Source organism: Luteimonas sp. A501 (genome assembly GCF_054052085.1).
On record NZ_JBSVRI010000001.1, the window covers coordinates 170,159 to 182,966 of the forward strand.

Sequence of the window (12,808 nt, forward strand, 5' to 3'; positions counted from 1 at the left end):
TGCGGGCGCTGGCGGAAAGCGCCATTGTATCGCCGCGCGGCGCCCGGGCCCGGGGCCGATGCCCGTCCGCCCCGGGTCATTCAGGCGGAGGCGTCGCGTCCCTTTCATGCCGACGCGGCCCGTACCAGAGGGGCAGGGCATCCCGGGTGCGGGCGATTCGCCTGGGCGACAAGAGGAATCGCAGCGTGAACCCGAGCTTTTCGGCCAGCGAATAGGTGTGCACCTTGCGCGCCGAAGTGAGGACCGGCGTGCGCAGGATCACCAGCCGGCCCTGCCTGGCCAGCGCGCGGCCGAAGGCCACGTCCTCGGCGACGTACAGCCCTTCGTCGAAGCCGCCGGCGGCGTCGAAGGCCTCGCGGGTGCAGAAGATGAAGCAGCCCGGGGTGATGCGGAACAGGCGGAACAGCACGATCGAGGCCGATTCGAACAGACGGATGTGGAGCGGCAGCGGGCGCATGAAGCGCACGGCGGTGCCGCCACCCGCCGCGCCGCCATCGAGCGCCTGCATCGCGGCATCCACCGCCTGGCGGTTGACCAGCGTGTCCGCGTCGACGAACAGCAGGCGCCCACCGCGCGCGGCGGCGGCGCCGGCGTTGCGCGCGCCGGCGATATGGCGCACGTCGACCTGCACCACGCGGGCGCCGTGCGCGCGTGCGATCGCGGCCGTCGTATCGGTGGACGCGTCATCGACCACGATCACCTCCACGCCATCGCCATGCCCGGCGGTGGCGCCGGCCACGGCGTCGAGGGTGGCGGCGATGACGGGCGCCTCGTCGTGCGCGGGAATAATGATGGAAAGCACACCTGCTCCCTTGGCTGGTTCATGCGGGCGTCGCGGGTCGGCCGGCAGTCTGCACGGGTCCGTGCATGCGGCAGCGTGACGGACCCGGATAATCCCGTTGAAACCGCGCTGATAATTCCGGAAAGTCCAGTATTAGACGCGGGAGGCATTCAAAACTAGACTTCCCGACTATTCCCCCTATTGAAATATGGAGTAATGCCTGGTGGCCAATCTCGCAACCGTCCTGAAAGCCGAAATCGTGCGCCTTGCCCGCAAGGAAGCGAAAACCCAGCTCGAGCCCCTGCGCAAGGCCAATGCCGGTTACCGGCGCGATATCGCGGCGCTCAAGCGCGAAGTGGCGGCGCTGGCGCGGCAGGTGAAATCCGGGGCGCGCCCGTCGCGCGCGGAAAAGGCCGCGGCGGCCACGACCGACGGCGATGCCCCCCGCGTCCGTTTCCAGGCCAAGGGCCTGAAGTCGCACCGCGAAAAACTCGGCCTGTCCGCGGCCGAATACGGCCAGCTTGCCGGCGTGAGCGGGCAGTCGATCTACAACTGGGAAGCCGGCAAGACCGTCCCCCGCCAGGCACAGGTGCAGTCGCTCGCGGCGCTGCGCGGCATGGGCAAGCGCGAAGCGGCGAAGCGGCTCGAAGCCGAAGCCGGCGAGTAAGCCGCAGCCCGGAGCCGACGCGCCCACGCTCCACGCAAGCCAAAGGACACCGATGACCGCAGACCATCCGGCGCAGCCGGCCCATCGCAAGGACGCCAACGGCAACGATGGCCTGGCGCGCCTGCTTCACCACGTCGCCAACCTGGCGCCCGTGCGCGCCGCGATCGTGCATCCCTGTGATGCCTTGAGCCTGGCCGCGGCCCTGGACGTGCGTGATGCGGGCCTGGTGGAACCGGTGCTGGTGGCACCGCGCGCGCGGCTGGACGTGGCGGCGGCGGCGGCCGGGCTCGACATTTCCGGCATCCCGGTCGAGGACGTGCCGCACAGCCACGCCGCGGCCATGCGCGCGGCCGAGCTGGCCCGCGAGGGCGAGGTCGAGATCATCATCAAGGGCAGCCTGCACAGCGACGAGCTGATGTCGGCGGTGGTGGCCTCGGCGTCGGGCCTGCGCACCAAGCGCCGCGTCAGCCACTGCTTCGTGATCCAGACGCCGCACTATCCGCGGCCGTTCCTCGTCACCGACGCCGCGGTCAACCTCGCGCCCGACCTGCTGCAGAAGGCGGACATCGTCCAGAACGCAATCGACCTGGCGCGCGTGCTCGGCATCGCCACGGCGAAGGTGGCGATCCTGGCCGCGGTCGAGACGGTCAACCCGTCGATGCAGGCCACGCTCGACGCCGCGGCGCTGTGCAAGATGGCCGACCGTGGCCAGATCACCGGCGGCGTGCTCGACGGCCCGCTGGCCTTCGACAACGCGGTGTCGATGGAGGCGGCGAAGACCAAGGGCATCGCCTCGCCGGTGGCGGGACAGGCCGACATCCTGGTGGTCCCGGACCTCGAGAGCGGCAACATGCTGGCCAAGCAGCTGATCTTCATGGGCCAGGCCGCGAGTGCCGGCATCGTGCTGGGCGCGAAAGTGCCGGTGGTGCTGACCAGCCGCGCCGACCCGCGTGAATCGCGCATGGCCTCGTGCGCGATCGCGCTGATGCTGGCGCACCACAATCGACAGAGCCCTCCGTGAGCGGGCATCCCCCGGCGCCGGCGGTGGAGTCCTCCGGCGCCGACCTGGTGGTGGTGCTCAACTGTGGCTCGTCGAGCATCAAGTTCGCGGTCTACGACGGCGGCGTCGATCCGCTGCCGCGCAAGGCGCTGTGGAACGGCAAGGTGCAGGGCATCGGCGGCCCCGCGCCCGACTTCGGCGAGAGCGGGGTTGCGCCGTTCCCGGTCGAGCTCGGCGCCGACGCGCCCTATCGCAGCGCGCTGGCCCTGATCCGCGACCGCATCCTCGAACGCCTCGCCGGGCGCCGCGTCGGCGCGGTCGCGCACCGGGTGGTGCACGGTGGCAGCAAGTATTTCGAGCCGGTGCGCGTGGACCAGGGCGTGCTGGAGGACCTGCGCGGCTTCATTCCGCTGGCGCCGCTGCACCAGCCCTTCGCGCTGGAGGCGGTCGGCATCCTGCTGCGCGAGTACCCGCGGCTGCCGCAGGTGGCCTGCTTCGATACCGGCTTCCACCACACCATCCCGATGGTCGAGCAGATCCTGCCGCTGCCCTGGGATGCCTGGGAGCGCGGCCTCCGGCGCTACGGCTTCCACGGTCTGTCGTATGCCTACATGGCCACCGCGCTGCCGGAGCGCCATGGCCGGGCCGCGCGCGGCCGCACCATCGTCGCGCACCTCGGCAGCGGTGCCAGCCTGTGCGCGATGCGGGACCTGCAGAGCGTCGCCACGACAATGGGCTTCTCCGCGCTCGACGGCCTGATGATGGGCACCCGCACGGGCGCGCTGGATCCCGGCGCCGTGCTGTACCTGATGGAGATCGAGAAGCTCAGCCTGGAGGAGGTGGGACAGCTGCTGTACCACCGCTCCGGGCTGCTGGGCGTGTCCGGGATCTCGCCGGAGCCGCGCGTGATCGTGAAGCACGAAGGCGACGCGGGCGTGGCGGGCGAGCGCGCGCGCGTTGCGCTTGGACTCTATGTGCGCCGGATCGTGCGCGAGATCGGCGCGATGGCCGCGGTGCTGGGCGGGCTGGACCTGCTGGTGTTCACCGCCGGCGTCGGCGAGCACAACCCCTTCATCCGCGAACGCGTGTGCGCGGACCTCGGCTTCCTGGGCCTGGCTCTCGACGACGCGGCCAACCAGGCGAACGCGGCGACGATTTCCGCGCCGGCAAGCCGCGTGCTGGTGGGCGTGGAGCCCACCAACGAAGAGTGGATCGCGGCGCGGCAGGCGCTCGTATGCCTGGCATAGAGCGCCAGCCGGACCTGCCGCTTCGATAGCGGCGATAATGCCGCCATGAGCAAGAAGATCGATCGCATCCAGGCCGCCCTGCAGGCGCTGTCCCCCAGCCACCTCGAAGTGCTGGACGAAAGCCACATGCACAGCCGCGGGCTGGAAACGCATTACAAGGCGGTGATCGCCAGCGAAGCATTCCTGGGCAAGTCGCCGGTGCGCCGCCACCAGGCCGTGTACGCTGCGATGGGCGCGCTGATGGGCGAGATCCACGCGCTCGCGCTCCATACCTACACCGCCGCGGAGTGGGCCGGCCAGGGCGCCGCGCCGGATTCGCCGCGGTGCCTGGGCGGCAGCAAGCACGACGCGCCGGCCGCGGGCGCCGCCGCCATGCCACCGCGCGAAGCCTGAGCCGCACCACGCGGAAAGCCGTGCCCCGAGCTGTCTCGCAAGCATGCCGCCGCGTGCCATGCGCGCGTGCCCGCTGCGCCGCACAATGCAAGACCCGGCAGGCAATGCCACAGTGGATCCCGCGCGGGCCCGCCTGTCCCGAGCATGCCCGACCGGGGAGCCGTCGAATGAAAGCGACAAGTCTGGTGTCACCTGTCCGCTGGGTCGGAATCTTCGTGCTGCTGCTGATGGCGGTGGCCGTGGTCTACGCCGGATACACGGCGATTTCCTACTGGCCCTCGATCGCCGTCTGAGGAGGGACCCATGAACAAGCGGCAGTCACGGATCTTCGCCATCGTCGCAACGGGGCTTGCCGCCGTTGCGTTCCTCGGCCTGACCTTCTACAGCCACATGCGTTTCGGCGAGCTCACGAACGCCGACGACATCACGCCGGAGATCACCCACGGCAAGGATGTCTGGCACAAGTACAACTGCATCAACTGCCACACCCTGTTCGGCGAGGGCGCCTACTACGCCCCCGACCTGACCAAGATCGCGCAGCACCGTGGCGAGGCCTACCTCAAGGCCTACATGCGTGATCCGTCCCAGTTCTATGACGAGCAGCGCCATCGGCGCCTGATGCCGACGCAGGACCTCAGCGAGATCGAGATCGCGAACCTGGTCAAGTTCCTGGACTGGGTGTCGAAGGTCGACAACCAGGGCTGGCCGCCGCGTCCGATCCTGGTGTCCGGCGGGTCGGTCGTCGTGGCCGCGCAGGGCACCGCCGAGGGCGCGGCAGAGGCGCGGGAAGTCAGGCCCGTGCGCGCGGACAGCGATCCCCGTGCGATCGGCGAAAACCTGTTCGGGACCGCGGTGCCGGTCTGCACGGCCTGCCATTCGCTGCAGCCGGGTGTCCAGCTCGCCGGTCCGTCGATGGCCGGCATGGCGGAGCGCGCGGCGCAGACGATCGCATCGCCGGACTATAGCGGCAGCGCGACCGACGTCGAGGGCTACATCCGCGAGTCGATCGTGACCCCAAGCGCGCACCTGGTGCCCGGGGCGATGTTCTCGGCCGAAGGCACGTCCTTCATGCCCAACACGTATGCGGACAGCCTGACCGAAGAGCAGGTCGACCAGCTCGTGGCCTTCCTTGGATCGATGAAATAAGACTGGCAGGCGTCCTGCGCCGCCACCGGGAGATCTTCCATGCGTTACAAGTCGCAATCGGTGGCCTACTGGTACTTCGCCGTGGCCATGGTGCTGTTCGGGCTGCAGATCGTGTTCGGGCTGCTGTCGGCGGCCAAGTACCTCGGGCCGGATCCGCTGCTGTACATCCTGCCGTTCGACGTCACCAAGACCATCCACACCAACCTGCTGATCGTCTGGGTGCTCACGGGCTTCATGGGCGCGACCTACTGGATGGTCCCCGACGAGTCGCGCACCGAGCTGTACAGCACGAAGCTGGCCTACTGGCAGCTCGGCTTGTGGACGGTGATGGGCGTCACCGCGGTCATCGGCTACCTGTTCCGCTACGGCACCGGCAACAAGCTGCTCGAGCAGCCGCTGCCGCACAAGATCGTCATCGTCATCTGCATGCTGATGTTCCTCTACAACATCGGCATGACCATCAAGAGGTCCGGGCGGTTCACGACCACCGAGGGCGTGCTGCTGGGTGGGCTTGCGCTGTCGGCGATCCTGTATATCCCCGCGCTGCTGCACTACGAGAACTACACCGTCTCGATCTTCTACCGCTGGTGGACCATCCACCTGTGGGTCGAAGGCGTGTGGATGATGATCATGGCCGGCTTCCTCGCCTACCTGTTGATCCGCCTGTCGGGCATTGATCGCGAGGTGATGGAGAAGTGGCTTTACGTGATCGTGGGCCTGGTGTTCTTCGCCGGCATCCTCGGCACCGCGCATCACTACTACTGGGTGGGCGTACCGCATATCTGGCTGCCGATCGGCGGCTTCTTCAGCGCGCTGGAGCCGCTGGCGCTGGCTGCCATGGCGATCTACGCCTATGCGGCGATGCGCCGCGGCGGGGTGAAGCACCCCAACTCGCTGGCCCTGCACTGGACCATCGGCAGCGCGATCTTCGCCCTGTTCGGCGCCGGCCTGCTCGGCCTGGCGCACACCTGGCCCAGCGTCAACAAGTGGACCCACGGCACGCTGATCACCGCGATGCACGCGCATTCGGCGTTCTATGGCGCCTACGCGATGATCACCATGGCGATGATCACCTATGCGCTGCCCAGCCTGACCAACCGGCCCCAGGACAGGTACTCGCCGCTCGGCTACTGGGCGTTCTGGCTGCAGGTGACGGGCATGTTCGGCATGACGCTGTCCTTCGGCACCGCGGGCATCGCCCAGGTCTACCTCGAGCGGATCATGGGCATGGGCTACCTGGACGCCCAGCTGAAGATCCAGGTGCACTTCCTGATGCTGATCCTGACGGCGACGATCTTCGCCACCGGCGTCGCGATGTTCATCTTCGACTTCTTCAGATACCGCCCGCAGTTCGACGTGATCGCGGACCATCCCGCCGACGGCGAGCTGCAAAGGCGCCGGGGAACTTGATGGGTGGATGAGCGCATGAGGCCGGCGGAGGCCGGTCCGTACTACCTGCCCACGGGCAACGAAGTCGGGATCGTCGAGCAGTGCCATGCCGGCGGCCTGGCGGTGATGCTCAAGGGTCCCACCGGCTGCGGCAAGACACGCTTCGTCGAGCACATGGCATGGCGGCTGGGACGCCCGCTGATCACGGTCTCCTGCCACGACGACCTGACCGCAAGCGACCTCATCGGTCGCTTCCTGATCCGCCACGACGACACCGTCTGGCAGGACGGCCCGCTGACCCGCGCCGTTCGCGAAGGCGCGATCTGCTACCTGGACGAAGTGGTGGAGGCGCGCCAGGACACGATCGTGGTCCTGCATCCGCTGACCGACTACCGGCGCATCCTGCCGATCGACCGCACCGGCGAAACGCTGGAGGCGGCGCCGGGCTTCCAGCTGGTGATCTCCTACAACCCGGGCTATCAGCGCATGCTCAAGGACCTGAAGCCGAGCACGCGGCAGCGCTTCGTCGCGATCGAGCTGGGGTTTCCCGAACCGCCGGTCGAGGCTGCGATCGTGGTCGCGGAAAGCGGCGTGGACCGCGGCACCGCTGTTGCGCTGGTGGAGCTGGCGGGCCGCGTGCGCTCGCTCCGTGACCGCGGCCTGGCCGAGGTTCCGAGCACGCGCCTGCTGATTGCCGCCGGGCGCCTGGTCGCCAGCGGCATCAGCGTGCGCGAGGCGTGCAACGCGGCGGTGATTTCACCGCTCAGCGACGATCCGACCCTGCTCGGCGCGATGCGCGAACTCGTCGACGCGATGTTTCCCTAGGCGGCTGCCGACGTGGCCGAGGCCGAGGACGTTGTCGTCGATGTGGCGCGGCATGCGACGGTGTTCATCCGCGACACCTGGCGCCGGCACTATGCGCGCGAGCCCGATGCCCCGGTAGCGCTCGCATCGCTGGTGCGGCGCCTGGACCTGCTGGTGTCGGCCGCGTGCGGCACCAGCCTGCCGATGCGCGTGGCGCTGCCGCCGGCGCGACCGACCGTGCTGCATCGGCTGTTCCACCGCCACGCGTATCCGCGTCATCGCCAGGCGCTGCCGGCCACCAGCGGCGATGCGATCTGGCTCCCGGCCCACCTGGGGATCTGCGACGACGTCGAGGCCTCGGAGCTCTATCGGGCGATGGCGTTGCAGCAGGCGTGCCGGGCCACGCGCGGCCATGTGCGGGCGATCGCCGCGACGCGCAGTCCGCTGCTGCGCGATACCGCGCTGGTGCTGGAGGCACATGCCGCCGAAGTCGCAGTCGCGCGCAGCTTTCCCGGCCTGCTGCCGGCGCTGCGGCGGCTGCGGAGGCTGGCGTTGGCCGCGCGCCCGCCGCTGGTCGATTTCGCAGCTGCGAGACAGCCTCTGGAACAGCTGGTCCGCAGCATCCTGGAGCGTGACCTGGAGACCGCGTCGGACCGCAACGCCAACACCGGCTCCAACTCCGGTTCCGGTTCCGGTGCCGGCTTCGACCCTGACTCCGACTCGGGCCGGACTGACGACCCGCTAGTGGAAGCCGGACGGCTGCTCAGCGACTGGGACATCGACAGGGCGGACGCGCGCCGGCTTGGCCCGATGCCGCTGTACCGCGACTGGTGGACGGGCGAGCTGCGCGAGGCGGGCACCGTTGCCCGGATGTTGGATGGCAAACCCTTCAACCATGATGAGCAAGACGCCGGGCCGGTCCGCAGCGCGCGGATGGAGCGAAGGCCCGAGGAGCGCGAAGCCACCGAGGACGAGGACCGGCCCGGCGAGCCCGGCGCGTGGATGATCCAGCAGGACGCGCCGCACGAGGTCGCCGAGGATCCTTTCGGCCTGCAGCGCCCGGTCGACCGCGACGACGAAACCAGCGCTGACGAGTACGGCGACATGCTGTCGGAACTGTCATCGACACGGATGATCGCCGCGCCCGACCCGCCGCGCGAAGTCCTGCTGTCGGACGACCCGCCCGCCAGCCGCGCGAAGATCGAGTTCGACGATCCCGACGCCGGCGGCACCCGCTTCCGCTATCCCGAGTGGGATCATGCAAGCGCGTCGTACATCGAACACGGCACCACGGTGCGGATGGTGCCGCCGCCAGATGGCGACCCCGCCTGGATTGACGCCACCCTGGCCCGCCACCGCTCGCACCTCGACGGCATCCGCCGCCAGTTCGAGGCCCTGCGTCCCGAGCGCGTCCGCATGCGCCGGCAGAGCGACGGCGAGGACATCGACATCGATGCCTGCGTCGAAGGCCGTGCCGACCTGCGTGCCGGCGGCTTCCTGCGCGAGGGACTGTACGAGACGCGCCGGCCGGGCCGGCGCAGCATCGCCGTCTCGCTGCTGGTCGACGTGAGCGGCTCCACCGACGGCTTCATCGGCGGCGGTCGGCGCGTGATCGACGTCGAGCGCGAGGCCCTGCTGCTGGTCTGCATGGCGCTGGAGGGCCTGGGCGAACCCTTCTCGGCCATGGCCTTCTCCGGCGAAGGCCCGCACGGGGTGTCGATGCGCACCTTGAAGGCCTTCGACGAGGCCTACGGGCCGGACATCGCGCTGCGCATCGCCGGCCTGGAGCCGGAGAACTACACGCGCGCCGGCGCCGCCATCCGGCATGCCACCGCGCTGCTGATGCGGCAGCCGGCCGAGCATCGCCTGCTGCTCATGCTGTCCGACGGCAAGCCCAACGACGCCGACCGCTACGACGGCCTGTTCGGCGTCGAGGACATGCGCCAGTCGGTGACCGAGGCGCGGCTGCAGGGCATTTTCCCGTTCTGCCTCACGGTGGACCTGCAGGCTCCAGGCTATCTGCCGAAGGTGTTCGGACCGGAAGGCTACGCGGTGCTGTCGGCGCCTGAGCGGCTGCCGCTGGTGTTGCTGGACTGGACGCGGAGGTTGTTGGCGCGGTAGCGGCCTGGGACAAGCATGGCGTCTTGCAGGCCGCGTTGGCCGACGTGTGGGACAGGCTGCACCGTTTGGAAGCGTTCACGTTGAGCGCCGCCCCGGGATCGGTTATCAAACAGGCTTCAGGTTCCAAGGCATTGGACGATGGCTCGGATATGGATCGTCGTTGGCGACGCGACCACTCATGGCGGCAGGGTGGTCAGCGGTTCGCCTTCCACCGATATCGAAGGCAAGCCCGTCGCCCGCATGAGTGACGCAGTTGCCTGTCCGAAGTGCGGACCCACGACGATCGTCAGTGGTGATGCGACCATTCTCGTCGACGGTCAGCCCTTGGCGCGGCATGGCGATTCCACCACCTGCGGCGCCACCCTGATCGCAGGCAGCCAAGTGCGGGCCTTCATCGATCAAGGCCCGGCAGCCGGGAGTGGTGCAGGCGGGGTGGCGGCGGCGGTCGCGTCGACCGTGGCCGCGATGCTGGCCTACGACGAAGCGTTCGTGCTCAGGTCGGCAGCGACGGGCAAGGCCTTGGCCAACCGGCGCTACAGGATCATCTGCGCCAGTGGCCGCATGGAGGAGGGCACGACCGACGCCGAAGGCAGGACTGCCGTGCTCACATCCGAGGTCGCCGAGGCGCTGCGGGTCGAGCTGGAGGAAGAAGGGCCGTGAGCACGACGATGAAGAAATTCCACGAGGTCGGACAATCGACCACGTCGCAGGTCGACAACACGCAGCGCAAGGAAGTGGAGGTCGAGGTCTACATCGGTGAGAACGGCTACGTGCAGAACGCCGGTTTCACGATCAAGCCCATCGCCGCGCTGGAGAAGGGGAAGATGGACGGCCCGAAAGCCATCGTGCTGCACCGGACCGATGGCGCCAGCGTGCAAAGCGCGCTCAACTCCGCGGGGACGGGCATCGGTACCCACTTCTATGTCGACAAGGACGGCACGGTCTACCAGGCCGCGAGCCTGCTCAAGCACACCTACCACGTGGGCAAGATCAAGTCCCGGTGCATGGCCAACGGTACCTGCCCGGTGGACGAAACCAGGGAGATCACCAGTTGGAAGTGGAACCCGACCAAAGTGCACAACCACGAAAAGGTCAAGGCATACCCGGTGCGCTTTCCGATGAATACCGACAGTGTCGGTATCGAGACGGTGTCACGCTGCGTCAAGAACTGCGGCCCGAAAGACACCGGCACGCCGGAGTGGGAGCCGCCGACGGACGAGCAGAAGGCGTCGATCGCCACGATCGTCGGGATCCTGATGGAGGAGTACGGGCTCACCAGTGCGGACATCTATGAACACGACCTCATTTCGTACAAGACGGCAGGCGAGGGCGCGGGGCTGTACGTCGATGAATGATGACGTGGCCAATGCGCCGCGCGTCCACGCCCTCAGTTGGGTCGTGGCGGCCCTGGCGCTGGCTGGCGCGTCCTGCGGACACGCGCTGCCGGAGAACGAGTCAACAAGGCCATCGCAATCGCCGGAGGTGATCGAGGTCGCCGATGCCGAGTACACGGGCGCGGCCGGCGATCCGCTGGAAGCCGCGTGTGGCGAGTGGCAGCTGTCCGGCCGGCAGGTGGTGGAGTTCTTCCAGCTGAGCCGGCAGTACGGGCAATCGCCGTACTCTGAGTTCTACCAACTGCCGTGCTCGATCTCGGGGAAGCTCCGCAGCGAAGGCGCAACCTGGGACTTCGTGATTGGTGGCGGCGGAACGGCCACCTGGTCGCATGGCGGACAGACCCGGCATTTCGGCTGCAGCGCGGAGGCCTGCGCGCCGCTGGTGCTGCTGCACACGGATCTCATGGACCCGGAATAGCCGGCGCGAAGGCGGCCCTGCGGTGCGAGAACCGATGCTGCTGCGCAGCATTGACCGGACAATTGGCGACACCCTAGGATGAATCAGGCACTGCTGTGCCGTCATCAGCCGACACGGAATTTGTCGGCTTCAATTCAGACCTCGCCGTCCGATGGTGCAGAAGCGGTACAAGGCAGGGCAGCGGAGAAGAGTGCAATGGCGCTGAATGCCGTGGAAGACGTCGCCGTAGACGCTCCCTCGAAATTTGATCATGGGCACGAGGATGCCCGGTCGCGATCCACCCCCGAAACCGTAGGCGTCGACAGCCTGCAGGGTTTCCCGCAGCTGGCGCGTGAGCTTGGCGGTGATCCGGACGCCATCCTGCGACGCGCTTCGATTGATCCGGCGTTGCTCGACAAGCCCGGTGCGTTCATCGAATACCGGGCGTTCCTGAACGTGATGCAGCAGGCGGCCAGCGACCTCGAATGTCCCGAGTTCGGGCTGAAGTTTGCCTGCATGCAGGGAGGGAACAAGGCCATCGGCCCGATCGGCGTGGTGATGAGGAATTCCACCACCCTGGGGCAGGCGATCGGCTACTGCGCGAAGAGCATCCACGCCTACAGCGTGGCCACGCGGATCCGCTTCGTGCCCGACCGTCCCAACCACAAGCTGCTGGTGCGCCTGGAAATCCTGCTCGAGCGTACGCCAGACAGGCGCCAGGCGGTCGAGCATGCCCTGATGCTGGCCAGCCTCAACATCCGCGAGCTGACCGGTGGCAACGCCCGCGTGCGGAAAGTGCTGTTCACGCACGAGCCGCAGGCGCCGCTTCGCGCCTATCGCCAGTACTTCAACTGCGAGGTCGCGTTTGGCGAACAGGCCGACGGCCTGATCCTCACCGAGGACGACCTGATGTGCGCGGTGGTGGATCCGGACTCGCGCGTGTACGAGATGGCGACCACTTTCATCGAGAACCGCTTTCCGCACGTGGAGGCGTCGATCCAGTCGCGCGTGCGCAGCCTGATCGAGCAGTACATCGGCAGCAGGGATTGCACCAACGACCGCATTGCAGCCGAGTTCTGCCTGCATCCGCGCACGCTGCAGCGCCGGTTGCGCGCCGAAGGCACCTCGTTCGAGGACATCAAGGACGAGATCCGTCGCGAACTCGCGCTCCGCTACATCCAGCATGGCGACATGCCTCTCAAGAAGGTGGCGGAAAGGCTGGGCTATGCCGAGACCTCGGTGCTCTCGCGCAGCTGCCTGCGCTGGTTTTCGGTGAGCCCGCGCGATCTGAGGATGCAGCAAGGGCCCGCTGGCGGCGTGGTCTGTTCGGCAAACAGCCAGCAGGGCTGACGCGCATTTCGAGTACCTGTCGCCCGCGAGGGCGGCATGCCCCGTGCGCGTGACGGGCGTGCGTACCGTCGTACCCGGTCCGCCACCTGTCGCCAATCATCAATGCTGGACGGAGCGAT

General features: G+C 68.2%; 14 protein-coding genes. 13 read left to right on the forward strand and 1 reads right to left on the reverse strand.

Annotated features, from left to right (window positions below; all coding sequences use genetic code 11):
- Positions 1 to 76 precede the first annotated feature (76 nt).
- Positions 77 to 802, reverse strand: a complete 726-nt coding sequence (locus ACW7G5_RS00760) for a glycosyltransferase (RefSeq protein ID WP_457000966.1) — start codon at positions 800 to 802, stop codon at positions 77 to 79.
- A 202-nt stretch (positions 803 to 1,004) separates the two neighbouring features.
- Here ACW7G5_RS00760 and ACW7G5_RS00765 point away from each other — a divergent pair, with 202 nt between their 5' ends.
- From ACW7G5_RS00765 to ACW7G5_RS00825, 13 genes are all read left to right on the forward strand, one after another.
- Positions 1,005 to 1,448, forward strand: a complete 444-nt coding sequence (locus ACW7G5_RS00765; RefSeq protein WP_457000968.1) for a helix-turn-helix domain-containing protein — start codon at positions 1,005 to 1,007, stop codon at positions 1,446 to 1,448.
- 52 nt (positions 1,449 to 1,500) lie between these two features.
- Positions 1,501 to 2,469 carry a bifunctional enoyl-CoA hydratase/phosphate acetyltransferase gene (locus ACW7G5_RS00770; RefSeq protein ID WP_457000970.1) on the forward strand — a complete coding sequence of 323 codons (969 nt, stop codon included), beginning with the start codon at positions 1,501 to 1,503 and terminating at the stop codon, positions 2,467 to 2,469.
- Entirely contained in the window at positions 2,466 to 3,695 is a 1,230-nt protein-coding gene (locus ACW7G5_RS00775; RefSeq protein ID WP_457000972.1) for an acetate/propionate family kinase, read from the forward strand. Before ACW7G5_RS00770 ends, ACW7G5_RS00775 begins: the two co-directional genes overlap by 4 nt.
- A 45-nt stretch (positions 3,696 to 3,740) precedes the next feature.
- Positions 3,741 to 4,088 carry a BolA family protein gene (locus ACW7G5_RS00780; protein WP_457000974.1) on the forward strand — a complete coding sequence of 116 codons (348 nt, stop codon included), beginning with the start codon at positions 3,741 to 3,743 and terminating at the stop codon, positions 4,086 to 4,088.
- Positions 4,089 to 4,255: 167 nt separating this feature from the next.
- On the forward strand, positions 4,256 to 4,381 hold the full coding sequence (locus tag ACW7G5_RS00785) for a hypothetical protein (protein ID WP_457000976.1): 126 nt from the start codon (positions 4,256 to 4,258) through the stop codon (positions 4,379 to 4,381).
- Positions 4,382 to 4,391: 10 nt separating this feature from the next.
- A complete protein-coding gene (locus ACW7G5_RS00790) occupies positions 4,392 to 5,234 on the forward strand; it encodes a c-type cytochrome (RefSeq protein WP_457000977.1) in 843 nt (280 codons plus the stop codon).
- A gap of 39 nt (positions 5,235 to 5,273) precedes the next feature.
- Positions 5,274 to 6,644, forward strand: a complete 1,371-nt coding sequence (locus ACW7G5_RS00795) for a cbb3-type cytochrome c oxidase subunit I (protein WP_457000979.1) — start codon at positions 5,274 to 5,276, stop codon at positions 6,642 to 6,644.
- Positions 6,645 to 6,659: 15 nt separating this feature from the next.
- On the forward strand, positions 6,660 to 7,448 hold the full coding sequence (locus ACW7G5_RS00800) for an AAA family ATPase (RefSeq protein ID WP_457000981.1): 789 nt from the start codon (positions 6,660 to 6,662) through the stop codon (positions 7,446 to 7,448).
- Between the two features lie 12 nt (positions 7,449 to 7,460).
- Positions 7,461 to 9,548, forward strand: a complete 2,088-nt coding sequence (locus ACW7G5_RS00805; protein WP_457000983.1) for a nitric oxide reductase activation protein NorD — start codon at positions 7,461 to 7,463, stop codon at positions 9,546 to 9,548.
- A 138-nt stretch (positions 9,549 to 9,686) separates the two neighbouring features.
- Positions 9,687 to 10,208, forward strand: a complete 522-nt coding sequence (locus ACW7G5_RS00810; RefSeq protein WP_457000985.1) for a PAAR domain-containing protein — start codon at positions 9,687 to 9,689, stop codon at positions 10,206 to 10,208.
- Positions 10,205 to 10,903 (forward strand): peptidoglycan recognition protein family protein, encoded by a 699-nt coding sequence (locus tag ACW7G5_RS00815; RefSeq protein WP_457000986.1) that lies wholly within the window; start codon positions 10,205 to 10,207, stop codon positions 10,901 to 10,903. Before ACW7G5_RS00810 ends, ACW7G5_RS00815 begins: the two co-directional genes overlap by 4 nt.
- 4 nt (positions 10,904 to 10,907) lie before the next feature.
- On the forward strand, positions 10,908 to 11,360 hold the full coding sequence (locus tag ACW7G5_RS00820) for a hypothetical protein (RefSeq protein WP_457000988.1): 453 nt from the start codon (positions 10,908 to 10,910) through the stop codon (positions 11,358 to 11,360).
- Positions 11,361 to 11,555: 195 nt separating this feature from the next.
- Positions 11,556 to 12,689: an AraC family transcriptional regulator gene (locus ACW7G5_RS00825; protein WP_457000990.1), complete on the forward strand. Its 1,134-nt coding sequence runs from the start codon at positions 11,556 to 11,558 to the stop codon at positions 12,687 to 12,689.
- Positions 12,690 to 12,808 lie beyond the last annotated feature (119 nt).

What these genes read in the sequence shown, in the direction of transcription:
- ACW7G5_RS00800 (WP_457000981.1), top strand. Translation starts at nt 6,660, where the DNA reads ATGAGGCCGGCGGAGGCCGGTCCGTACTACCTGCCCACGGGCAACGAA.
- ACW7G5_RS00785 (WP_457000976.1), top strand. Translation starts at nt 4,256, where the DNA reads ATGAAAGCGACAAGTCTGGTGTCACCTGTCCGCTGGGTCGGAATCTTC.
- ACW7G5_RS00790 (WP_457000977.1), top strand. Translation starts at nt 4,392, where the DNA reads ATGAACAAGCGGCAGTCACGGATCTTCGCCATCGTCGCAACGGGGCTT.
- ACW7G5_RS00770 (WP_457000970.1), top strand. Translation starts at nt 1,501, where the DNA reads ATGACCGCAGACCATCCGGCGCAGCCGGCCCATCGCAAGGACGCCAAC.
- ACW7G5_RS00780 (WP_457000974.1), top strand. Translation starts at nt 3,741, where the DNA reads ATGAGCAAGAAGATCGATCGCATCCAGGCCGCCCTGCAGGCGCTGTCC.
- ACW7G5_RS00825 (WP_457000990.1), top strand. Translation starts at nt 11,556, where the DNA reads ATGGCGCTGAATGCCGTGGAAGACGTCGCCGTAGACGCTCCCTCGAAA.
- ACW7G5_RS00810 (WP_457000985.1), top strand. Translation starts at nt 9,687, where the DNA reads ATGGCTCGGATATGGATCGTCGTTGGCGACGCGACCACTCATGGCGGC.
- ACW7G5_RS00795 (WP_457000979.1), top strand. Translation starts at nt 5,274, where the DNA reads ATGCGTTACAAGTCGCAATCGGTGGCCTACTGGTACTTCGCCGTGGCC.